Origin of the sequence: Marinomonas gallaica (assembly GCF_049821165.1) — a bacterium.
In the GTDB taxonomy this organism is placed as follows: Bacteria; Pseudomonadota; Gammaproteobacteria; order Pseudomonadales; family Marinomonadaceae; genus Marinomonas; species Marinomonas gallaica.
In genome coordinates, this window is sequence record NZ_CP187511.1 from 2,026,497 (window position 1) to 2,048,889 (window position 22,393).

Annotated in this window: 19 protein-coding genes and 1 tRNA gene; 16 read left to right on the plus strand and 4 right to left on the minus strand. The window is 45.3% G+C overall.

Annotation, left to right across the window (positions count from 1 at the left end):
* Window positions 1–83 precede the first annotated feature (83 nt).
* From ACPUEK_RS09500 to ACPUEK_RS09520, 5 genes are all read left to right on the plus strand, one after another.
* The gene (locus ACPUEK_RS09500; protein ID WP_425640576.1) at window positions 84–356 is read left to right on the plus strand and encodes a PepSY domain-containing protein; all 273 of its coding nucleotides are present in this window, start codon (window positions 84–86) and stop codon (window positions 354–356) included.
* Window positions 357–379: 23 nt separating this feature from the next.
* Window positions 380–895: a cytochrome b/b6 domain-containing protein gene (locus tag ACPUEK_RS09505; protein ID WP_425640577.1), complete on the plus strand. Its 516-nt coding sequence runs from the start codon at window positions 380–382 to the stop codon at window positions 893–895.
* Window positions 896–1,190: 295 nt separating this feature from the next.
* A complete protein-coding gene (locus ACPUEK_RS09510; RefSeq protein WP_425640578.1) occupies window positions 1,191–2,750 on the plus strand; it encodes a methyl-accepting chemotaxis protein in 1,560 nt (519 codons plus the stop codon).
* A gap of 2 nt (window positions 2,751–2,752) precedes the next feature.
* Window positions 2,753–4,834 (plus strand): EAL domain-containing protein, encoded by a 2,082-nt coding sequence (locus tag ACPUEK_RS09515; RefSeq protein WP_425640579.1) that lies wholly within the window; start codon window positions 2,753–2,755, stop codon window positions 4,832–4,834.
* A gap of 213 nt (window positions 4,835–5,047) precedes the next feature.
* Window positions 5,048–6,958 (plus strand): PhoX family protein, encoded by a 1,911-nt coding sequence (locus ACPUEK_RS09520; RefSeq protein WP_425640580.1) that lies wholly within the window; start codon window positions 5,048–5,050, stop codon window positions 6,956–6,958.
* A 131-nt stretch (window positions 6,959–7,089) separates the two neighbouring features.
* On the opposite strand, the gene ACPUEK_RS09525 is transcribed toward ACPUEK_RS09520, so the two are convergent.
* Window positions 7,090–7,175: transfer RNA gene (locus tag ACPUEK_RS09525), tRNA-Leu, on the minus strand.
* Between the two features lie 223 nt (window positions 7,176–7,398).
* Here ACPUEK_RS09525 and queA point away from each other — a divergent pair.
* From queA to secF, 5 genes are all read left to right on the plus strand, one after another.
* On the plus strand, window positions 7,399–8,460 hold the full coding sequence (queA, locus tag ACPUEK_RS09530) for a tRNA preQ1(34) S-adenosylmethionine ribosyltransferase-isomerase QueA (protein WP_067214479.1): 1,062 nt from the start codon (window positions 7,399–7,401) through the stop codon (window positions 8,458–8,460).
* A gap of 32 nt (window positions 8,461–8,492) precedes the next feature.
* Complete coding sequence (gene tgt, locus ACPUEK_RS09535) at window positions 8,493–9,611, plus strand: tRNA guanosine(34) transglycosylase Tgt (RefSeq protein WP_197467747.1); 1,119 nt, start codon at window positions 8,493–8,495, stop codon at window positions 9,609–9,611.
* An 86-nt stretch (window positions 9,612–9,697) separates the two neighbouring features.
* The gene (yajC, locus tag ACPUEK_RS09540) at window positions 9,698–10,024 is read left to right on the plus strand and encodes a preprotein translocase subunit YajC (RefSeq protein ID WP_067036882.1); all 327 of its coding nucleotides are present in this window, start codon (window positions 9,698–9,700) and stop codon (window positions 10,022–10,024) included.
* A 78-nt stretch (window positions 10,025–10,102) separates the two neighbouring features.
* Entirely contained in the window at window positions 10,103–11,959 is a 1,857-nt protein-coding gene (secD, locus tag ACPUEK_RS09545) for a protein translocase subunit SecD (RefSeq protein WP_067036884.1), read from the plus strand.
* Window positions 11,960–11,973: 14 nt separating this feature from the next.
* A complete protein-coding gene (gene secF, locus ACPUEK_RS09550; protein ID WP_425640581.1) occupies window positions 11,974–12,879 on the plus strand; it encodes a protein translocase subunit SecF in 906 nt (301 codons plus the stop codon).
* Between the two features lie 76 nt (window positions 12,880–12,955).
* Here the strand turns inward: secF and asd are convergent, their stop codons facing one another.
* Together asd and ACPUEK_RS09560 are read right to left on the minus strand one after the other, a co-directional pair.
* Window positions 12,956–13,813 (minus strand): archaetidylserine decarboxylase, encoded by an 858-nt coding sequence (gene asd, locus ACPUEK_RS09555; RefSeq protein WP_067214473.1) that lies wholly within the window; start codon window positions 13,811–13,813, stop codon window positions 12,956–12,958.
* Between the two features lie 20 nt (window positions 13,814–13,833).
* Window positions 13,834–15,309 carry an HDOD domain-containing protein gene (locus ACPUEK_RS09560; protein WP_425640582.1) on the minus strand — a complete coding sequence of 492 codons (1,476 nt, stop codon included), beginning with the start codon at window positions 15,307–15,309 and terminating at the stop codon, window positions 13,834–13,836.
* 127 nt (window positions 15,310–15,436) lie between these two features.
* Between ACPUEK_RS09560 and motA the strand changes: the two genes are divergently transcribed.
* Together motA and ACPUEK_RS09570 are read left to right on the plus strand one after the other, a co-directional pair.
* Window positions 15,437–16,291, plus strand: coding sequence for a flagellar motor stator protein MotA (gene motA / locus ACPUEK_RS09565; RefSeq protein ID WP_067214469.1), 855 nt, complete (start codon window positions 15,437–15,439; stop codon window positions 16,289–16,291).
* A gap of 9 nt (window positions 16,292–16,300) precedes the next feature.
* Window positions 16,301–17,203, plus strand: coding sequence for a flagellar motor protein MotB (locus tag ACPUEK_RS09570; RefSeq protein WP_417507291.1), 903 nt, complete (start codon window positions 16,301–16,303; stop codon window positions 17,201–17,203).
* Between the two features lie 9 nt (window positions 17,204–17,212).
* On the opposite strand, the gene rsgA is transcribed toward ACPUEK_RS09570, so the two are convergent.
* A complete protein-coding gene (gene rsgA, locus ACPUEK_RS09575; protein ID WP_425640583.1) occupies window positions 17,213–18,247 on the minus strand; it encodes a small ribosomal subunit biogenesis GTPase RsgA in 1,035 nt (344 codons plus the stop codon).
* 74 nt (window positions 18,248–18,321) lie between these two features.
* Here rsgA and orn point away from each other — a divergent pair, with 74 nt between their 5' ends.
* From orn to ACPUEK_RS09595, 4 genes are all read left to right on the plus strand, one after another.
* Complete coding sequence (gene orn, locus ACPUEK_RS09580; protein ID WP_067036898.1) at window positions 18,322–18,870, plus strand: oligoribonuclease; 549 nt, start codon at window positions 18,322–18,324, stop codon at window positions 18,868–18,870.
* Between the two features lie 82 nt (window positions 18,871–18,952).
* Window positions 18,953–20,434 (plus strand): NAD(P)H-hydrate dehydratase, encoded by a 1,482-nt coding sequence (locus tag ACPUEK_RS09585; protein WP_425640584.1) that lies wholly within the window; start codon window positions 18,953–18,955, stop codon window positions 20,432–20,434.
* Window positions 20,435–20,474: 40 nt separating this feature from the next.
* A complete protein-coding gene (gene tsaE, locus ACPUEK_RS09590; RefSeq protein ID WP_425640585.1) occupies window positions 20,475–20,945 on the plus strand; it encodes a tRNA (adenosine(37)-N6)-threonylcarbamoyltransferase complex ATPase subunit type 1 TsaE in 471 nt (156 codons plus the stop codon).
* A 120-nt stretch (window positions 20,946–21,065) separates the two neighbouring features.
* A complete protein-coding gene (locus ACPUEK_RS09595) occupies window positions 21,066–22,385 on the plus strand; it encodes an N-acetylmuramoyl-L-alanine amidase (RefSeq protein ID WP_244502996.1) in 1,320 nt (439 codons plus the stop codon).
* Window positions 22,386–22,393 lie beyond the last annotated feature (8 nt).

Here is a 22,393-nt window from a genome sequence, read left to right on the forward strand (position 1 = left end):
GCTTGTTTCGGCTGGCTTTAAGTTTGCGTTAATACTTTCTATTTAATCTTACCTAGTCAACTTTACTTACTAGGAGATAGATTATGAAAACCATTTTTTTAACGTCCGTTTTAGCATTAACGTTTGCCGGGGCTGCGGTAGCGGGCCCTAAATGTACTGATGAAGATCGCAGTATGTGGATGTCCCAAGATCAAATGAAAAAGCAAATAGAAGAACAGGGTTACCGCATTAAAAAATTTAAAGAAACAAGTGGTAGCTGTTATGAGATTTATGGGTATGACAATAAAGATCGTCGCGTTGAAATATATTTCCATCCTGTAACGGGAGACGCTGTAAAAGTAGAAATCGATGATTAAGTAACGACTTCAGGAATCCGCACATGAAGACTCATGGAAAAATATGGGACCCTGTTATCCGTTTGTTTCACTGGTCAGTGGCGCTTGCGTTTTTGCTTAACTATTTCTTTTTTGAAGAAGGCGGTGATTCGCATGAGTTGGCAGGCTACTACATTCTCTGCGCTCTGGTTGTTCGTTTGGTTTGGGGAATGGTAGGCAGTCCCAATGCTCGTTTTAAAAACTTTTTCCCATCCGTGGCGGGTATTAAGGCGCATATACATATCATGCGTTCTGGTAAAATCCCCGAAGATAACGGCCACAACCCAATAGGAGCGTTGATGATCTTCGCCTTATTGTTTGGTCTTTGTGTGACAGGATTAAGTGGCTGGAGTTTAGAAGGGATCTTTTGGGGAGAAGACTGGGCTGAAGAGCTGCATGAAGTGGCTGCAAACCTAACTTTCTTGCTAGTGCTCGTTCATACCTTGGCGGTCGTTATCTTTAGTTTAATAGGACCTAGAAATCTGATTATGCAAATGATTACCGGAATGACATCAAAGTAGTATAAGTTGCTTTTATAGACTGGAATTATAAAAAGGACGGGTATCCCGTCCTTTTTTGTATTTGGAGGAGTTCTGTAACGTTGTGTAAGTCTTAAGGTGATTGCACTATTCTTGTGCACTTTTATTGCTTAATATGCATATTTATAAATAAAATAACATGATAAATATCAATGGTTTGGCTTTTATGAAAATAAAAGTGTAAAAAAGAGTAGGCCAACTGTTTCGCTTTTGGATGTATGTTGGCATTATCCGCCGATAAATCACCTTACCAATTAGACTTTGTAATGGAATGTAAATGAGGAAGAATCACCCTATCACTTTGAAAGAGCGTCGCTTTCCAAGTGACGAACTGCTTATTTCAACGACTGATCTCAAGGGTTACATCGTTAGCTGTAATCAAGAGTTTGTTAAAATTAGTGGTTTTGAACGCTCGGAGTTAATTGGCCAACCACATAATTTAGTGCGTCATCCTGATATGCCTGAAGCGGCATTTGAGAATATGTGGCAGACACTAAAATCGGGTAGAGCGTGGATGGGGTTGGTTAAGAATCGCTGTAAAAATGGTGATTTTTACTGGGTCGATGCTTACGTTATGCCGATTTATGAAAGTTGCAAAGTAATTGGATATGAATCGGTCCGCTCTTGCCCGAAACGAGAGGACGTAGCTCGCGCTGAAAAAGTGTATCAACAATTAAAAAGTCCAAGCGCTTTCGCAACGCTCATAGATTGGTTTGTAAATCCAATGGTACTGGCTGTATTACTAGTCGTGATGCTAGGAAGTATATTTGCGTTGTTTTCTATGCAAGTGGCTTTAATGGTAGCGTTGTTTATGAGTATCTCAATCAGTCTGTATTTGTATTCCAAGCAGCGCCTAATGATTTCATCAATCCAAAAGCAATTGGGTGGTAACGCATTTCAGCATCCGTTGATTGCGAAAACCTATTCGAGTCATTCCGCACCAATCGCGCTTTTGTCGATGGGAGTGAAGTCGTTGCACAGTCGTATGACCACCGTACTGACGCGTATCGAGGAATCTAGTTCAGCGGTAGAGCAGCAAATGGAAACCTGCTACGGCTCATTAAAATCGAGTCATGACAAAATGGTGGATCAAAATAATCAAACCGATCTAATGGCCACAGCGATGACAGAAATGTCCTCAACAACCGATGAGGTGTCGCGCCATGTGACGGAGACCGCTGACTTTACCCAGACCGGAGCGGTGTTGATGCAAGAGGCGGCCGTATTGGGTGGGAGCGTAAAACAGTCCATCGCGGAGCTCACCAGTAAAGTTAAGTCTGTAGAGCAAGCGATTCATGATGTTCGTTCATTAACAGATCATATTTCCACTGCCACTCAGTCGATCGATCAAATAGCCGAGCAAACCAATTTGTTGGCGCTTAACGCTGCCATCGAAGCAGCTCGAGCTGGGGAACATGGTCGTGGTTTTGCCGTGGTAGCCGACGAAGTGCGAAACCTTGCGTCTAAAACTCAAGCGCTGACACATGATATCGATGAACAAGTGAAATCTCTATCACAGAGCGTTATTAGTACCGCTAACCTAGCCAAGGTGGGCGCAGAAGCCTCTATGCACAGTATGCAGTTGGTTGAGGAAGAAGAGGCTCTAATGGAGCAAGTTAGCCAACGAATGAACGACATAGCGGATCGAACCATGCAAATGTCGGCGGCCTCGGTACAGCAAGCCAGCGTAATAGATGAAACCAGTACCCAAGTTGTGCGCATTGCTGAACTGGCTCACGAAAACACAGAACTTATGGATGTATTTGGCTCGGCTGTTGAGCAGTCCATGCGCTCGTCGGTTGATTTGCATGAATTGGTACAAAGGTTTAGGAAATAACAATGAACCAAGATGGAACTGTTAACCAAGATGGAGTTTTGTATCAAGCGCTGATTAACGCGGCGGCGGATGGCGTTATTATTATTAATTATTGCGGGCTAATTATAGCGTTTTCTCCTGCTGCGGAAGACTTGTTTGGTTATTGTGCCGATGAGGTAATTGGTCAGAATGTATCAGTATTGATGCCAGAAAGTGTTGCCATTAAACATGATAAGTACATTCACGATCATTTGACTACAGGCCATACTCAAATCATTGGTCGCGGTCGAGAGGTTATTGCACGTCGCAAAAATGGTGATCTCTTTGATATGCATTTATCGGTCGGGAAAACCTCTGATAGTGATGAAAAACCATCATTTGTGGGGATTTGTCATGATCTAACTGAATACAAAAATACTTTGCGGCAGTTGGAGCGGGTCGATACACGTTATCGCAGTGTGTTCAACAGCCAGGGCTTGTATATTGTACGGATGAGCTTGGAAGGTGAGATTATGCTCGCTAACGCTACCTTTGAGGGTCTATTTTCCGTTGCGGGTATAAAGCGCAGAGATAACTTCATCGAGTGTCTTTTTGATGCTAGTCGAGAGGAATTCATTGGGCGTATGGAACTTTTACGCCACGGTGGTGATAACGAGTTTAAGCTGCCTTTAACGCTACAGATTGGCGCCAGTCGTAATGAGGTGGAGTGGTGGTTGCGTCGAGTGATGGACCACGAAGGGCTGCATATACAAGCGGTAGGTATTGATATATCAGAAAAGGTCATTGCCGCGAATGAGGCCTACTTTTTAAAGCATTTTGATGCTGTCACTAAACTGCCTAACTTAGAATATCTGCGTAAAAAGTTTGATCAATTGGAACCGACTACTGATAAACAGCCCTATGCTTTTGTGCAGTTTGAATTGTCTAATTTCAAGCGCATGCTTAAGTTAGATGGTGACTTAGAAGTTGATGAAAAGCTGCGCCGTATTAGCAGTGTGTTCGAACAAGATCCCACTATAATGATGGCAAGCCGTTTATCTGAAGGTTGCTTTTTAGTGGTGTATCGTGTGCCTAAATACAGTGACGTTGAGGATTATGTCACAGCCTGTTTATCGAACCTACAAGCGTTACTGAATCTTCGTGCAGTGGTTAATTCCGAGATGAGAGCAGGATGTGCTTTGTATGAATCTTGTGCCAGCTTTGATCTCTCAGTCAGTCGTTCTGATGTTGCGTTAGGCTTTGCTAAGCAAGAAGAGCTGCCTTTTGTGTTGTACAACGACTCGATTCAGAGAGATTACGAGCGTGCAAAGCAAATCGAAAGTGGGTTAGTTGGTGCATTAGGGCTGGGCAAAATAAAAGTGTTTATGCAGCCTAAAATCGATCTAAATACTGGCGCGGTGTGTGGCTATGAAGCTCTGATGCGCTGGTTTGACGATCAGCTGGGGTTTGTATCGCCTTTGGAGATCATCAAGGTGGTACATGAGCTGGATTTGGTCATAGAATTAGATAAGTACATTATTAGCAAAACGTTAAATGAGATATACGATCACCAGTCTCTTTTTTGTGAAGACACACCTGTCTCGATAAACGTCTCGGCAAAAAGCTTTGTCCGGCGTGATGTGATTGAGCATTTAGTGTTGGGGCTACAAGAGCGTAACTTGCGCTCTGAAGTCGTTGAAGTTGAAGTAACAGAAGATGCTGTCCTATCCATCGGCGAAGTCGTTAAAGCCAATGCTGATTTGTTGCGCTTACATCGTATTAATATTTGTCTAGATGATTTTGGAACGGGGTATTCTGCGCTGAGTTATCTCGGAAAATTGCCATTGGATAATCTTAAAATTGATCGTGTTTTTGTCAATGACGTTAAAACACATCGTGGTAGGGTGATGCTGGAAGCAATTATCTCTATTGCTAAGTCCTTGGATTTGACGGTGACGGCGGAAGGCGTGGAAGACGAGGAACAAAGTCAGATATTAGCGCAAATGGGATGTGATTTTGCCCAAGGCTTTTTATTTTCAAAGGCATTACCTACGGATCAGCTAGAGCAGTTTCTGCAAAATCATGCCGTGAAAGCCTCAAATACTGCGACAATAAGTTTGAATTAATAGCTTCTCTAGCCCTGATTTTCTGGCTTTTTTACCCTCTTATAATATAGATGACAGTGTTGAAATATTTCTGTTATCAAACAGTCATGTTAATAACACCAAACTGACATGCTTGGCAGGCTTAATAGACGTCGATTTTAATTAAGGATGTGGCACTGAGTGGAAACGTGTTCACAGCCTCATAACTAGAAACGATAATTTGAGGGAATACCGATGTCTGTTAAGCAAGATCAAATGTTAGGCTTTGATGAGCATGATGAGCTAGTTCGTCCTGCACCAGAAATGGTTGAGTTTGAAGAAACGGCTAAGAGCATGGTTTCTCGTCGCGGCTTCTTGTCTGGTGGTGCAGCTGTAGGCGCGACAGCGTTTGTGATGGGTTCTACCACATTTGCTGCGGGCAAGGCATTGGCAGGTGAAGAGGCTAATAAAATGTCTCGTCTGGCTTTCGATATGGTCAAAGCAAACACAATGGATACTGTCACGGTGCCGCAAGGTTATAAGTGGGAAGTTCTTGCGTCTTGGGGCGAGCCTTTATTTTCAAATGCGCCAGCGTTTAACCCAGCAACAGGTGGTACGGGTGAATCTCAAGAGCTAGCCTTTGGTGATCACAATGACGGCATGGCGCTTTTTTCGCACAACGGTCGTCAAATTCTTTGTGTGAACAACGAATACACAAATGCTTCAACGCTGCATGCTAATCGTACAGACGGTGTGCCAACGACTGCTGATGATGTGCGTAAAAACAAAGCAGCACATGGTGTTACTGTTGTTGAAGTCGCACGTCGCGATGGCAAATGGGGCATCGTTAAAGATTCTGAATACAACCGTCGTATTACCGCTGATACAGAAATGGATATCACGGGTCCGGCTCGTGGTCATGACCTTATGAAAACCAAAGCCGATTCAAAAGGTGTGGTTGCAAAAGGTACTTGGAATAACTGTGGTAACGGTCAAACACCTTGGGGTACCTACCTTACGTGTGAAGAAAACTTCAATGGCTACTTCTCCTCAAGTGATAAAAACTATGAATTGACGCCGCAGATGAAACGCTACGGTATTAGTCATGAAGATCGTGGCTACAAATGGGCAATGGCAGACTCACGCTTTGACTTGTCAAAAGATCCACAAGAACCAAACCGTTTTGGTTACATCGTAGAGATTGATCCACTTAATCCTACTGCACGTCCTAAGAAGCGCACTGCACTGGGTCGTTTCAAGCATGAAAACGCAGAAGTAGAAGTGGCAGCTAATGGCCATGTTGTGGTTTACCTAGGTGATGATGAACGAGGTGAGTTTCTTTACCGTTTCGTCTCAAAGAATAAATTCGTTGTAGGCGGCGATAATAATGACCTTTTAGAAGAAGGGACTCTGTACGTTGCTAAATTTAACGATAACAACACAGGTATGTGGTTAGCGTTAACGCCGAAGTCAACAGGCATGAGCGAGGCGGAAATCGCTATTTACACTCGTGAGGCTGCATCAAAAGTGGGTGCAACGACAATGGACCGTCCTGAGTGGGTCGCGTCTAATCCAAACAAAGCAGAGGTATACTGCTGTCTAACCAACAACAAAAACCGTGGCGTTAAACCGAATGCGGGTGGTGACGAAACGCCAGCTGGTGGACCAAACCCACGTGTTAAAAATAACTACGGTCAAATTGTTCGCTGGCGTCCAGAGGGCCAAGATCATACAGCGCCTAAATTTAATTGGGATCTGTTCGTAATGGCAGGTAACCCAGCGGTGTACGATGATGCCTATGCAGGCTCTAAGAACGTTAATAAAGACAACATGTTTAACTCGCCAGATGGTCTAAAGTTTGACTCAAAAGGTCTGCTTTGGATTCAAACGGATGGTAACTACTCGAACGAGAAAGGCTTTGCAGGTCAAGGTAACAACCAAATGTTGGTGGCTGATCCGGAGACAGGTGAGATCAAGCGTTTCCTAGTAGGACCTAAAGAGTGTGAAATTACGGGTTCTGCATGGAGTGCTGACCGTACAACCATGTTTGTCAGTGTTCAGCATCCAGGCGAGAAAGGTGATTCAAACTGGCCTAACGGCGCGGGCTCTGTGCCTCGTTCAAGTGTGATCGCGATTTCCCGTGAAGACGGCGAAATGATCGGCTAGTTCGATATAAGAGTATTAAATAAAAAACGGCGCATGAGGTGCCGTTTTTTATATTAAGGCAGTCGATATTCAGTGCCCTAGAAACGAAAAAAGCCCCGAACTCTCGTTCGGGGCTTTTCGCATCATAAAGATGGTACCAGTGGCCGGACTCGAACCGGCACGCTTTATAGGCAATGGATTTTGAATCCATCGTGTCTACCAATTCCACCACACTGGCTTTGAAAAAGGTGAGGCGTATTATGGTGATTTATTTTTAACTGTCAACGGTTTTTCGATAAAAAGGTTAAAAAACGCAGCGATTGAATTGGGTTGGTTGAAAAGTGCTCAGCATGAAGTCGTTCAACAAGTATTGAAATGGGAAATTGTCTTATATCGTACCCAAGTGATTAGAAATTCGCTAAAATGCCGCATCATTTTTCTAGGTATACATATTAGCTATTATGCGCGTGTCTGATTATCGCTTTGAGCTACCTGAAGAGCTCATTGCTCGTTACCCAATGCCTGAACGTACTGCTAGTCGTCTACTAAAGCTAGACGGTCCTAGCGGCGAGTTGGCTCATAAACACTTTACTGATGTCCTTGAGTGTGTGGAGCCCGGTGATTTAATGGTGTTTAACAATACTCGAGTTATCCCGGCGCGCTTGTTTGGGCAAAAAGCGTCTGGCGGTAAGTTAGAGTTATTGGTTGAACGTTTATTGTCTGAACATGAAATCTTAGCGCATGTTCGTTGCAGTAAATCACCGAAAGTAGGCAACCGCCTTGAATTAGGTATCGACCGTGGTGCGTCTCATGGCGCGGAAATGGTGGGGCGTGATGATACGTTGTTCCATTTACGTTTTGATGAGCCGGTACTTGAGGTATTGGAAAAAGTAGGGCATATGCCGCTTCCGCCCTACATTGAGCGTCCGGATGATGAGAGTGATCAAGAGCGCTATCAAACGGTATACAATAAAACGCCTGGTGCCGTGGCTGCGCCAACGGCAGGGTTACATTTTGATGATGCGCTGCTTGAGAAGCTAAAAGCAAAAGGGGTTGATACGGCCTTTGTTACCCTGCATGTCGGCGCGGGAACTTTTCAGCCTGTTCGTGTTGATGACATTAAAGACCATGTCATGCACTCAGAGTATGCCGAAGTCTCTCAAGATGTCGTAGACAAAGTGCGCGCAACCAAAGCCAATGGTAAGCGTGTCATCGCGGTAGGGACCACCAGCGTACGCTCACTGGAATCGGCGAGTCAGTTAGGGCAAATTGAACCTTTTGCTGCTGATACCAGTATTTTTATTTATCCAGGTTATGAATTTAAAACCGTGGATGTGCTAGTGACGAATTTTCATTTACCAGAGTCTACGCTCATTATGTTGATCAGTGCGTTTGCAGGCTATGACAATGTGATGAATGCATACCGTGTTGCGGTGGCTGAGAAGTACCGCTTTTTCAGTTACGGCGATGCCATGTTTATTACTCGAAACCCAAAGGCCGAAGGGCCAACTGCTGAGGAATAAGACGAATGTCAGATAAACGTCCAGAGTGTTTTATGGACTTTGAAGTGCTTGCTACATCAGGTAAGGCTCGCCGTGCGCGCTTGAGCTTCCCGCGTGGCGATGTTGAAACGCCGGCTTTTATGCCAGTGGGTACCTACGGCACTGTAAAAAGTATGCTGACCAAAGACATTGAAGAAATCGGTGCGGATATTATTTTAGGTAATACCTTTCATTTATGGTTACGCCCAGGTACCGAAGTCATCAAAGCACACGGTGATTTACATGATTTCACGCAATGGAAAAAACCCATTCTTACCGATTCTGGCGGTTTCCAAGTGTTCTCTCTTGGCGATATGCGTAAAATCACGGAAGAAGGTGTCAGTTTCCGGTCTCCTGTCAATGGCGATAAAGTGTTCCTAAGCCCAGAAATCTCGATGCAAGTACAGCGTGATTTGGGGTCTGACATTGTTATGATCTTTGACGAGTGTACGCCTTACCCTGCGTCCGACGATGAAGCCGCTAAATCCATGCGCATGAGTTTGCGTTGGGCACAGCGTTCAAAAGATGCGCATGGTGACAGTCCATCCGCTTTGTTTGGTATCATTCAAGGCAGTATGTACGAAACATTACGTGACGAGTCTTTAGAGGGTTTGGTCGGTATTGGCTTTGATGGCTATGCAATTGGTGGTTTATCGGTCGGTGAGCCGAAAGAGGATATGATTCGAATCTTGGATCATCTAGCCCACAAAATGCCAGCAGATAAACCGCGCTATTTAATGGGGGTTGGTAAGCCTGAAGATTTAGTTGAGGGTGTGCGTCGCGGTGTCGACATGTTTGACTGCGTTATGCCGACGCGTAATGCCCGTAATGGTCACTTGTTTACATCCGAAGGAATTGTGCGTATTCGTAATGCGTTTCATCGTCATGATACCAATCCATTAGATAAAGAATGTGACTGTTACACTTGTAAAAACTTTTCTCGGTCATATTTACACCATTTAGACAAATGCCAAGAGATGGTTGGTGCGCAATTAAACACGATCCATAACTTACGTTATTACCAGACCTTAATGGCGGGATTGCGTCAAGCGCTTGATGAAGGTAGATTTGATGCCTTCGTTGATGAGTTTTACGCAAAACGTGGCTTGGAAACCCCACCACTGAGCCAATAATTGTCGAAATTATAAACAAAAAATGCGCAACGATTTCTATGAGGGAAGTGCGCAAACGATTTTTTAACCATTGGAGAGTAAACACCATGATCGCTTTGATCTCACCAGCTTACGCTGAAGGTGCTGCGCCAGCTGATGCAGGGATTTTTAACCTTGTATTGTTAGTTGGTTTTGTCGTTATCTTTTATTTCTTAATGTGGCGTCCACAAGCTAAACGCACTAAAGAGCATAAAAACTTGTTAGCTTCTTTAGCGAAGGGTACGGAAGTGGTAACAAATGGTGGTGTTCTAGGTAAAGTAACGAAAGTTGATGACAACTACGTTGTGCTAGAAGTTGCCGACAACATTGAGATGAAATTCCAGAAGTCTTCTATTGGTGCTGTGCTACCAAAAGGCACTCTGAAATCCATCTAATGTCATGATGAAAAGCGCCTAAAGGCGCTTTTCTACTTTCTTGCTTGGTCATTTATCTCTTAGTTCCAAGGACCCTACATGCTTAACAAGTACCCCTTGTGGAAGTATTTGCTTATTTTGCTCGTGATCGCGCTTGGCGTTATCTACGCTCTGCCAAACCTGTATCCAGACGATCCAGCACTTCAACTGTCCACTCAAAAATCCACCACTGTGGTCGATCAGCGCACCCTTGCAACGGCGGAAAAAGCGTTACAAGACGCGGGAATCGAATTAAAAGAAGCCGAAGTTACCAGTGCTGGTGGCACACTGCGATTCAATAGCGGTGAAGATCAATTAGCAGCAAAGCCGGTTATTTCTGCCGCATTAGGCGAGAGCTATGTCGTTGCCCTCAATCTAGTGCCAACAACGCCTGATTGGTTGTCCTCTATTGGTGCGGGTCCGGCTAAATTAGGCTTAGACTTGCGTGGTGGTGTGCATTTCTTGCTTGAAGTGGACACGCCTGCAGCGTTGAAGCAGCGTTTAGATGTTGCGGCAAGTGAAATGAAAAATGCGATGCGCACCGAGCGCATTCGTTACCGCAGTGTTGAAGTGAGCAATAATGCTGTGATGTCGATCCGTTTTTTACGTGAAGCGGATCAGCAAGCGGCTCTGGATGTACTAGAAGATCAATTTCCAGAGTACGTTTACAACACCACCGACAGTGGTAATGAGTTCTTTGTTGACGTGAGCTTTACAGAAGCGGCCAGCGCCGAAGTTGAAGCCTATGCGTTGCAGCAAAACTTAACGACGTTGCGCAACCGTGTGAACGAGTTGGGCGTTGCAGAGCCATTGGTTCAACGTCAAGGCAGTAACCGTATCGTTGTTGAGCTGCCTGGTGTTCAAGATACAGCGGCAGCGAAACGTATCATTGGCGCGACGGCAAACCTTGAGTTTCGTCTTGAAGCCGGTTTAGATGCCAACGCAGGTGATGTTGATACGTTAACGTTCCGTGATGGTAGTGGTCGTACAGCTCGTCTTGAGCGAGATATTATCATTACCGGTGACAGTGTGTCGGATGCGAGCTCTTCGTTTGATGAGAACGGTCGGCCACAGGTTAACATTAGCCTTGATGGTAAAGGCGGCTCACAAATGGCGCGTGTAACGCGTACTGCAGTAGGTCGAAATATGGCGGTTGTGTTTATTGAACATAAAAGCCGTAGCCGCTTTGTCGAAGGTGAAGATGGTAAAGTGACCGAAGTGCGTCGCAGTTACAGTGAGCGTGGCATTATTTCGCTTGCAACCATTCAAACGACATTAGGTAATTCGTTCCGTATTACTGGTTTGGACAGTCCTCGGGAGTCATCTGAGCTTGCGTTGTTGCTGCGTGCGGGGGCATTGGCCGCGCCAATCTACTTTGTGGAAGAGCGTACGATTGGTCCAAGCCTGGGTGCTGAAAATATTCGATTAGGTGTGTTGTCTGCACAGATTGGTTTGTTGGTCGTGATGGCGTTTATGCTTGTTTACTACAAAGTGTTTGGTTTGTTTGCCAATATTTCTTTGGGGTTGAACATCGTACTGCTGATGGCATGTATGTCACTAATGTCGGCGACGTTAACGTTACCGGGCATTGCCGGCATTGTTTTGACGATGGGTATGGCGGTGGATGCCAACGTGCTTATTTTCTCCCGGATTAGGGAGGAGCTTAAGGCTGGGCTGCCGAGTCAGCAAGCGATTCATTCAGGCTTTAATCGAGCATTCACAACAATCCTGGATGCAAACATCACGACTTTATTGGTGGCGGTGATCTTGTTTGCTGTAGGTACAGGGCCAGTTAAAGGCTTCGCGGTGACACTTTCTCTTGGTATTTTGACGTCGATGTTTACAGCGATTGTTGTAACACGTGCCCAAATTAATTTGGTGTACGGTGGACGCAAAAACAAGCGCTTATTTATCTAGGAGACGGTGAAACGATGAATATTCAATTTATGGCGATGCGTAAAATTGTCGCGATGTTCTCCATGGCATTGGTGCTGATTTCGCTAGGTTCTTTGGCTGTTAAAGGTCTTAAGTTCGGTTTGGACTTCACAGGCGGTAGTTTGATTGAGGTGCAATACAGTGTGGCACCTCAGCTTGATGATGTTCGAACCTTATTGGCGGATGGCAACTACAGCGATGTTACGGTGCAAAACTTTGGCTCTTCAACCGATGTTGTTGTTCGTATGGGCAATGCTTATACGCCAACATTGGGTGATGAGGTGCTGAGTACGCTGCGTAATAATGGCGATGTAGACGTTGAGCTGATGCGTTCAGAATACGTTGGTGGGCAAGTGGGTGAAGAACTGCGAGAGCAGGGCGGCCTAGGTATGTTACTGGCACTGGTTATTGTCATGGTGTATGTGGCCGTACGTTTCCAGTTCAAGTTCTCAGTGGCCTCTGTTGTAGCCTTAGCGCATGACGTGATTATTACCTTGGGTATTTTCTCATTGTTCGACTTTGAGTTTGACCTGACGGTGCTGGCAGCTATTCTGGCGGTGATTGGTTACTCGCTCAACGATACTATCGTTGTCTGTGACCGTATTCGTGAGAATTTCCGAATTATGCGAGATACCCCACCGACAGAGCTTATCAATGACTCTATCAATCAAACATTGGATCGAACCATCATTACCTCGATGACTACTTTGTTTGTACTGTTGGTATTGTTCTTTTATGGCGGTGAAAGTATCCATAATTTTTCACTCGCCTTGCTAATAGGTGTTTTGATTGGTACGTATTCTTCGATCTTTGTGGCGGCGAATTTATTGCTGGCGCAAAATATCACGCGCGAAGACTTGGTGCCTGCTCCAAAAGAAGAGCTAGAAGACGACATGCCTTAATAGGTTATGTTGAGACATAAAAAAACCCGCGATTAAGCGGGTTTTTTTATGGGTCGGGTAAAAACAAGAGTTTGAATTAAGGTTTGATTTTGCCAAATGCCATACCCATTTGGGTTGGGGACTCTGCGGATAGGTGTTTTTCCCATTCAGCTGCATCTTTACCAAACAGCACGATAGCGGTTGAGCCCAACTTGAAGCGGCCCATCTCTTCACCTTTTTTTAGTTGAATATTGGCAAGTTTCTCGTGATCCCACGTTTGCACTTGTTTGCTGAATGGCGTTACTTGGCCTGTCCAGACTGTTTCGATGCTGGCAACGATCATTGCACCTACCAATATGACAGCCATTGGGCCTGCGTTGGTTTCAAAAATACAAACCGTACGCTCATTGCGAGCGAATACATTAGGGATTTGTTCAGCTGTGACCTTGTTTACAGAGAACAGCTTTCCTGGCACATGGATCGTTTTAATCAGCTTGCCATCCAGTGGCATGTGAACGCGATGATAGTCACGAGGTGATAAATACACCGTTGCAAACTTGCCGCCAAGGAATTGATTAGACAGCTCCGCATCACCACCTAGCAACTCTGTAAGGCTATAATGATGGTTTTTAGCTTGATAGAGGGTGCCGTGTTCAATGTCACCTAGTTGGCTGATGGCGCCGTCTGCTGGGCATGCAATAACGTTGTCACCTAGCGCGATCGGGCGCATTTCCGGTTTGATAGCACGAGTGAAAAAATCGTTAAAGTTACGGTAGCTGAACGGGTCTTCTTGAATGGCTTCGCTCATGTCTACTTGGTACTTTTTAACAAATTGTCCAATGAACGTGTTTTTTACCTGCTTGTTGGTGCATTCGGCGATACGACCAACAAAGCGTGATAGGGCTTTTTGTGGCGTGATGTATTGAGCAAATGCGAAAAGCTGATCTTTATTCACTGTAAGTCCTGATAATTAATTTAGTCTGCAAGCTTGATGACGCGTTTGAATGTCTCAAACTGGTCTCGGTCTAGTTGTTCTTTACCTGCCAGCCAATAGATGTAGGTGTCTGTTTCATTGGCAGGAGATGACGCTAAAAATAAATGTTGTTTGCTGCTCAATAGTGCTTCTACACCCTCAGGCATGTCTTTCGCCATGCTGGAAAATTTTTGGTCATCAAAGTGCACGGCAACGCGTTTGCTGACCAGCTTTGAAATGATATTAGAAGGTGAATTCCAACGGATGCCCTTGAGAGTATTGATGTCGTATCCGTATTGAAGCATTGGGCTAAGTTTGTTGCTCGTATTGCTGTGTTTTAAAATCAACACTTGGTCGCTTTGATTCTTAAATATTGCGAGCAGTGCTTTCATTGCCAATGTGGCTCGCTGTTTCTTGTCGGTAACATCCGTAAGCTTAGCTTGTAGCTGTGTTAAAGGGTTTGCCTTTATTTTTTTGGTGCTGGATTTTGCGGCGCCCTCAGTTCTGGTAAACAATATTGGCGATAATAGTTGAGCGGCTAAGCTTGGTTTGATTGAATATCGCGCGTCTAGAGCTGCTTCAGCGGTAGCAAAGTGAGTCGACTGTATAGCGTCACCAAGGCGTATATGGATGATGGCGGCAATGACGCGATAGTAAAATGGTAAATTTTTACTTCCCCAACCAACTACATTGGCTTCCTGCGATACTTTTGACGCGCAGTAGGCCAAGATAAGGGGGCTATTCATGAGAATAGTAATGCGCTTGTCTTCGGCAAAGCCCGGTAACTGATCTGGCGTGTGTGTTAGTCGAGCGATGCTTTGCAGTTCTTCGGCCGTGGGTATTTGATCAGTTAAAAAGGAATCAAGGATCACTGACGGCACTTGCCAATGTTTAAATAGTGCAACCGTAAGCTCGTCGATACGACAGCCTAAAATACTGTTTTCGGCAGCGATATTGGTTTCACCACGGCGAATTTTTTGTGTGATTTGTTCCATTTCATCATGAGCGTGAAACCACAATAGCCAGCGTACTGCGTCTCTAAAAAAAGTAACCCAGAAAATATCTTCGACATGACTGATTTTTTTTTCAATGGCCCAGCGTCGTGCCATGAAGGCGGCTTCGTAGCTTATCTGAACTTCGCGAGAAAAAGCACGATGAACGTGATTTTTGGCAATAGGTGTATAAGGCTCAAGAGATTCAAACACCTTACTAATGCCGCTCATTCCAATCATTGACGCGGCATGAATAGGACTTTTAATGTCATTGCGTTTGTAAGTGACAATCGCATTGGCTTGATTCAGGATGGCGAACGCCAACATCGGCTCAGAGGCTATGTTTTTCTGCATTCTATCAAGCGTGGCATCAGGCGTTTTAATTTGTTTCCTTAGTTTAGCTATGCTGTCAGAGCCAACTGGAAATTTCCTGTCCTGTAGATAGAGTAGCCATTCGTTTAGACCAAAGGGTGACTTATTCTTCATAGCTCGTTACATTTAAGGCTCAAGGCATTGTTAAATAGTTGTTTCGTTGCCGTTTTAATGCATGGATGCACTAATCATACTGTATATTGTCTGGTGAGCATACACTGTCAAAAAGTAGGATGTAATTATGTTCGTAATCGCTGGAACGCTGATTGTTCTTATAAGTGTTGTAACGGGGTATTTGGCATCCCATGGGGAAATGCTGGCACTGTGGCAACCATTTGAGGTTTTGATTATTTGTGGTGCCGCCTTTGGTGCATTTATGGTTGCAAACCCGGCTTCTCTGCAAAAGAAAACCTTCAAGCTTTTGCCTCAGCTATTGCTTGGCAGTCGTCACAATCGAGTTTTTTACTCACAGTTACTGAGTTGTGCCTATAACCTCTTTCAGCGCAGTCGTCAGGAGGGGTTTCTTGCCGTAGAGCAAGATGTTGAAGCGCCGTTTGAAAGCGAAATGTTTCAGCGCTTTCCTGATGTAATTCGTGATCATGAGTTGGTCGAGTTTTTTACAGACAATTATCGAGTTTTTACTATCACAGGCTTACCAGCCCATGAATTAGAAGCCATGATGGATGCGGAGCTTGAGCTTGTATCCGAAGAGTTGGTCGCGCCGGGACATGCTGTGAATCGAGTGGCTGAGGGGTTGCCTGGTTTTGGTATCGTTGCGGCGGTATTAGGCATTGTGATTACCATGGGCTCTATTGGTGGGCCTATGGAAGAAATCGGCGCGCACGTGGCTGCGGCACTTGTTGGGACATTTCTTGGTATTTTCTTTGCCTATGGTTTCGTAGGCCCTGCCTCGGCTCATCTTGAGCGTCTGGGTGAGCAAGAGTTTCAAGCTTACCTTTGCATTAAGGCCTGCTTGAGTGCGATGGCTTCAGGGCATCCTCCAGCGATTGCGGTTGAGACTGGGCGAAAAATGTTACCGACACATTTGCGCCCAAGTTTTATTGAGCTCTCTGAGTTAGTGAAGCAGTTTCGCTAGGGCGCGTTTATGAATAATTATGATCCCGTCATTCGACGTGTAAAAAAGATCAAGAAAGGTGGTCATCATGGTGGTGCTTGGAAAATAGCGCTGGCCGATTTTGCCTTAGCGATGATGGCTTTTTTCTTAGTGTTGTGGATTATTAATGTATCCTCTCCCGAAGAATTGGCAGCAATCGAGGGGTATTTTAATGATCCCGCGGGCATGTCCACGGCAGGCTTTAGTAACAACCCTATTGACTTAGGTGGCAGCCCAGCAATGAGTACCGAGCGTAAACTCGATATGAACTTGCCTGACCCAGGAAGCACACCTGATCTCACTGATGAAGAATCAATGCGGACTGGGAATGACGGCGAAGAGCTGGAAAAAATGAACGCTTTGCTCATCGAGCAATTTCGAAGTCTAGACCGTGTTAATTCAAACGACCAAAATATGCGAATTGAAATCACGCCCGAGGGGGTTCGAATTACTTTAATCGATGATCCTGACAAGCCAATGTTCGAACGTGGTAGTGCACAACTTGTGCCGGACATGGAGAATACTCTCATGAGCATGGCGGCTGTTTTTAGCATGATTGAGAACCCTGTTGTTATTACTGGGCACACGGATGCTTCCGGTTTTACTGGCACTGGTTTATTTGATAACTGGGACCTGTCCAGTTTGAGAGCGAACGCTGCAAAGAAGGCGTTGGTAGAAGGTGGTTTAGAGCCTAAACGTATTGCTCAGGTGATAGGACTGGCGGACAGTGTGCCATATAATAGAGTGGATCCAGCAAGCCCTGAGAATCGCCGAATTTCAGTAACTTTGCTGACCGATGATGCTTATAAACGAATGCTAGAATCAAGCCGCCGCCGCTTTGGTGGTGAGCAGGTTGAGCTTGATCCTAACATGACCCCTGAAAATGTGTTTTAAAGCCTAGGGTTAAAACGCATCATTATCGCGAATGGACTGTCGAATACGAAGATAGCTTTCAAAGCGATGTGCTGTAATTTCGCCTTTGTCTAATGCATCTCTAATGGCGCAACCGGGCTCTTGTTCATGAGAGCAGTCGCGAAATTTGCAGTAACCGAGGTGTGGTCGAAACTCAATAAAGCCTTCAAGCAGTTCATCTTCGCTGATGTGCCACAGTCCGAATTCACGAATTCCGGGTGAGTCTATTAAGTCGCCGCCAATCGGCATATGGAATAAACGTGCCGTTGTGGTGGTGTGTGTCCCTTTTTTACGCTTCTGAGACAGTTCCCCAACACTGATTTCAATGTCTGGTAATAACGTTCCTATTAGCGACGATTTCCCCACACCTGATTGCCCAACAAAAACGCTGATGCGGTCTTTCAAAAACTCATTGAGCTCGGCCATACCTTCGTCATTTTTGATCGATGTGCGTATGACTTGATAACCTAAATCAATGTATGTCTTTAGAAGTTTTTCAAGGTCTTTAGCGTTACTTTCGTCAATCAAGTCGCTTTTGTTGAGCAAAATAACAGGTGGAATATCCACAGTTTCAGCGGCAACTAAATAGCGGTCAATCAAATTGGCATGAGGGACAGGCTCTGCGGCGATGACCACGACAATAAAGTCTATGTTTGCAGCGACGGGTTTTAAACGACCATGCATATCGGGTCGCTGCAATAGCGTGTCGCGATCAGAGCGCGCGACAACTACGCCGCCTTCGGTGTGCTTCGGTCGCCACACAACTTTGTCGCCTGTCACCAATTGACCGAGGTTAGCACGCATATTACAGCGTGTACTTACGCCAACATGGGGTTCTTGTGTACCTTCAACCTCCACTTGCGTGCCAAAGTGAGAGATGATGATGCCTTCGGTTTCTGGGCCAAGATCGGACGATTGTAACGTCTCTTCAGCACGGTCAGCACGCTTTTGTGTGCGTTCCATACGTTCTTTATGAATACGCTCTATGCGCCAAGATTGTTGTTTGGTCAGCTTTCGTTTTGACATTCGTATTTGTCGGTCGTTAATTTAAACGCATAGAGTATAATGGCTAGCAACTAAAATACAGGATTGAGTGCATTATGAGTTACAGCGAAGATAATCTAATCTGGATTGATTTAGAAATGACAGGCCTAGAACCTGATACAGACACCATCATTGAGATTGCTACGATTGTGACGGACAAGGATCTTAATGTACTGGGTAGAGGACCTAATTTGGCCATTCATCAAGAAAAATCGGTCATGGATGCCATGGATGAGTGGTGCACGACGCACCATGGGCAATCTGGGCTTACAGATCGAGTCTTGAGTTCTGATATTTCGATGGCGGATGCTGAATCTCAGACAATTGCTTTTTTAGAGCAGTACGTCCCGGCGGGTAAATCCCCAATCTGTGGCAACAGTGTTGGTCAAGATCGTCGCTTTCTGTACCGTTATATGCCGAAACTAGAGGCCTATTTCCATTATCGTTATTTAGATGTCAGTACCATCAAAGAATTGGCTAAACGCTGGAAGCCTGAAGCGTTAGAGGGGTTTGAAAAGTCAGGTGCCCACTTAGCGTTAGATGATATTATTGAGTCCATTGAAGAGCTGAAGCATTATCGTACGACCATGTTCGGGTTGTCGTAATGTCTTGCTATGATGATATTAAGGTTCGTTCTTAATATCAGTGCTCTTGGGCTTTACGTTCAAAACATGGGAGGCCGCTATCATGTCATCTTTGCTTTCATCACGCTTTCTTAGCCCTTTGTTCGACGTGGCTGCTATTCGGTCTCGTGAACAGGCCAGCTTTGCCCATGAAGGCGCGAGCTTTCCAATGATGTTGCGTGCGGGTCAGGCTCTTTATAACCATATCTTGCGGCGTCAACGCGGGGTGACTCACCTGGCGATTGTTGTCGGTGGCGGCAATAATGGCGGCGATGGGTGGGTGGTGGCGGCTCTTGCTGCGCAAGATGGCTTGCAGGTTATAGTTTATGATGCAGCCAGTTCTCCTAGGAAAGGGGATGCCTTACGGGCGGAGAAAATAGCCTATGAGCTTGAAAATGTTCAAGTAAGAAGCATTGATGAGCTAGATGATGATCACGCTCCTGTGATCGTTGACGCTTTGTTGGGCATTGGTTTTAGGGCGCCGTTGTCTGCGCAATTTGAGCGAGCGATTCAGGTAATGAATGGTTTGGCTGATGCGGGCGCTTGGTTAGTTAGTGTGGATTGCCCTAGTGGTTTAGATTTGTTCACAGGTAAGGCTGAGTTGGCGGTGCAAGCCGATCTAGTGGTGACTTTTATTGGTGACAAAATAGGGCATTATTTGCAAGACGGTCCGTCTTTCTACCGCGAAATTGTGACGGAGAACTTACAGGCAGTTGACCTGTCTGAGCAGCCACAAGCCTATTTTTTGGCTGCCACAGTACTTGATGTTATGCCCCCCTGTGGGCGTAAGCCAAACTCCCATAAAGGAACTTATGGGCATGTCACAGTCATAGCTGGAGATCATGGGTATGGCGGTGCTGCCATTATGGCAAGTGAGGCGGCTGCTAAAAGTGGTGCTGGCACAGTGTGTTTATATACCCAAGAGAGACATCTGAACGCCTCTTTGGTACGTAATCCTAATGTGATGGCAGTCGCATCACATGAAATGAATATCTCCTCAACGCTCAGAGGACAAGAGTCTGTATTGGTAATAGGGCCTGGTTTAGGGCGCTCCGAATGGTCTGAAAGTATATGGCAGCAATTTAAGGTGTTGGATGATTATCCAACCATCGTTGATGCAGATGGTTTGTATTGGTTGACTGAGCAACCAGTTGTGAGACAAAAAATGGTGGTAACGCCTCACCCTGGAGAGGCAGCCAGGCTGTTAAGCAAAAAGGTCCCAGAAATACTTCAAGATTTACCTTTGGCGGCACGTACCATCGCAGATCGTTACCAATCGGTGGTGATATTGAAAGGAGCAACAAGTGTCGTAGCGGCACCTGATGGGCGCACCATGATTGTTGGGGGGGCTTGTCCTGGCTTGGCTAAGGGCGGCTCAGGGGATGTATTAAGTGGTATGGTGGGGTCATGTTTGGCGTACTATGACGACGTTTTTGAAGCGGCAGTCATTGCGGCTGCTTGGCACAACAAAGCGGCGCAAAAATGTCAGCAGAATATAGGTATGGTGACAATGCAGCCCTATCAATTATTGGATTATCTAGAATAAAATTTCGCATGCAGACGTGTGTAGGTAAGTGAGTAACATTATGTTGTTTGAAAAAGAAGTGTTTGGTGAAGAGTCAATGGAGCTGTTTGGTGAGAACCTTTCGGCATCACTCAAAAGTGGTGGAGTGGTGTATTTAGATGGCAATCTAGGCATGGGGAAGACCACGTTGGTACGGGGGATTCTTCGAGGTTTGGGCTATATTGGTCCGGTTAAAAGTCCAACCTATACCATTGTTGAACCTTATGAGTTTGAAAATCAGGACGTCTTTCACTTTGATCTCTATCGCATCAGTAACCCTGAAGAATTAGAATACATGGGGATTCGTGATTATTTTAAAGATGGCGCTTTATGTTTAGTAGAATGGGCCGAAATGGGGGAGGGTGTTTTGTCTAAGCCTGATTTAGTGGTTCACCTAGAGTTAATACGTCACGGTAGATCAGTCTCTATTGAACCGAAAACCAGCTACGGTGTCGAAGCGGTAGCTGAAATATCGCAACGGCTTGCCAGCTAGATAATTCGAGGAGGCTTTAGCCTCCTTTTTTGTGCTCAATATATTGTCTATTTGAGATCAGAGACGGCAACCGTTATAGTGTAACCATATACTTGCTAGCTGTCTGATATGTATAAAAAAATGTTTTCTATTAATTGGCTATTGCCAGTGCTTTTATTGACAATGAGCACGCTGATGCAGGCCGCTCAAGTCAAAGATATTCGTGTCGGTCAACAACCAGGCTCAACGCGCCTTGTGTTTGAGCTTGATAGCTCTGTTGATCATCGTATGTTCCCACTTAGCAACCCTGATCGGGTTGTTTTGGACATTAATGATACCGATATTTCGCAAGACGTGGTGGCAAGTCTGTCTGCGTTGTCTTCCGACGCGCTTTTACGTGTGCGCTATGCGAAACGTGACTCTGGTATGCGCTTTGTTCTCGACCTCAATAAAAAAGTCAAAGCTAAAACGACTAAGCTAGCTGCATCGGGCGGTTATGGGCCTCGCATTTTGGTGGAATTGGACTACGGCGTGCAGAGTAGTTCTGCCCCGACGGTCGTTAAAAGTCTAGCATCCATTTCCGATGAGAAGCGCGATATTGTCGTGGTGATTGACCCGGGACATGGCGGTAAAGATCCTGGCGCATTGGGACAATACAAAGTTAGGGAAAAAGACATTGTGTTGTCGATTGGTCGAGAGTTGGCTAAACGTCTAAATGCGAAGCCAGGAATTAAGGCCGTGATGACTCGCTCTACAGATGTGTATTTGCAATTGCGTGATCGTTCCCGAGTAGCTCGCGAAGCCAATGCAGATCTGATGATTTCGATTCATGCGGATGCGTTTACGAAGTCCTCGGCTCGTGGTGCGTCCGTTTGGGCGTTGTCACTGAGCGGTAAGACTTCTGAAATGGGTCGTTGGTTGGCGCAACAAGAGCAATCTGCTGACTTAGTGGGTGGGATCTCGTTAGACGATAAAGATCAACTGTTAGCCGAAGTGCTGCTTGATATGTCAATGAATTCAACCATTCAGATGAGTTTAGATATTGGCAAAGAAGTGTTGGGTGAAATGCGAGGCGTTGCCAAACTGCATAAAAACTCAGTCCAGCAAGCCGGCTTTGTGGTGTTGAAATCCCCCGATATTCCTTCTATTTTGATCGAGACAGGGTTCGTATCGAACAAAACAGAAGCAAAAAATCTATCGAGTCTGACTTATCGTCGCAAACTGGCTTCTTCAATTGCCAAAGGAGTAGAGGATTTCTTTGTCTCGAACCCTCCGGATGGTACTTATATCGCTTGGCAAAAAACTCAAAAAGGTGGCTATACCTACACGGTATCAAAAGGCGATACATTGTCAGAAATTGCCAGAAAAAATGGTGTGTCTCTTGACTCTTTGCGCTCAGCCAATACCCTACGCAACGATGTAATTTGGATAGGTCAAAAGTTATCTATCCCTGCCAGTTAAACGACCTC

Coding starts and splice junctions, on each gene's coding strand:
- yajC (WP_067036882.1), top strand. CDS start 9,698: ATGATCGCTTTGATCTCACCAGCTTACGCTGAAGGTGCTGCGCCAGCT.
- ACPUEK_RS09595 (WP_244502996.1), top strand. CDS start 21,066: ATGTTTTCTATTAATTGGCTATTGCCAGTGCTTTTATTGACAATGAGC.
- ACPUEK_RS09570 (WP_417507291.1), top strand. CDS start 16,301: ATGAATAATTATGATCCCGTCATTCGACGTGTAAAAAAGATCAAGAAA.
- secD (WP_067036884.1), top strand. CDS start 10,103: ATGCTTAACAAGTACCCCTTGTGGAAGTATTTGCTTATTTTGCTCGTG.
- secF (WP_425640581.1), top strand. CDS start 11,974: ATGAATATTCAATTTATGGCGATGCGTAAAATTGTCGCGATGTTCTCC.
- ACPUEK_RS09500 (WP_425640576.1), top strand. CDS start 84: ATGAAAACCATTTTTTTAACGTCCGTTTTAGCATTAACGTTTGCCGGG.
- ACPUEK_RS09520 (WP_425640580.1), top strand. CDS start 5,048: ATGTCTGTTAAGCAAGATCAAATGTTAGGCTTTGATGAGCATGATGAG.
- tgt (WP_197467747.1), top strand. CDS start 8,493: ATGGACTTTGAAGTGCTTGCTACATCAGGTAAGGCTCGCCGTGCGCGC.
- orn (WP_067036898.1), top strand. CDS start 18,322: ATGAGTTACAGCGAAGATAATCTAATCTGGATTGATTTAGAAATGACA.
- ACPUEK_RS09585 (WP_425640584.1), top strand. CDS start 18,953: ATGTCATCTTTGCTTTCATCACGCTTTCTTAGCCCTTTGTTCGACGTG.
- ACPUEK_RS09560 (WP_425640582.1), bottom strand. CDS start 15,309: ATGAAGAATAAGTCACCCTTTGGTCTAAACGAATGGCTACTCTATCTA.
- ACPUEK_RS09510 (WP_425640578.1), top strand. CDS start 1,191: ATGAGGAAGAATCACCCTATCACTTTGAAAGAGCGTCGCTTTCCAAGT.
- tsaE (WP_425640585.1), top strand. CDS start 20,475: ATGTTGTTTGAAAAAGAAGTGTTTGGTGAAGAGTCAATGGAGCTGTTT.
- motA (WP_067214469.1), top strand. CDS start 15,437: ATGTTCGTAATCGCTGGAACGCTGATTGTTCTTATAAGTGTTGTAACG.
- rsgA (WP_425640583.1), bottom strand. CDS start 18,247: ATGTCAAAACGAAAGCTGACCAAACAACAATCTTGGCGCATAGAGCGT.
- queA (WP_067214479.1), top strand. CDS start 7,399: ATGCGCGTGTCTGATTATCGCTTTGAGCTACCTGAAGAGCTCATTGCT.
- ACPUEK_RS09515 (WP_425640579.1), top strand. CDS start 2,753: ATGAACCAAGATGGAACTGTTAACCAAGATGGAGTTTTGTATCAAGCG.
- ACPUEK_RS09505 (WP_425640577.1), top strand. CDS start 380: ATGAAGACTCATGGAAAAATATGGGACCCTGTTATCCGTTTGTTTCAC.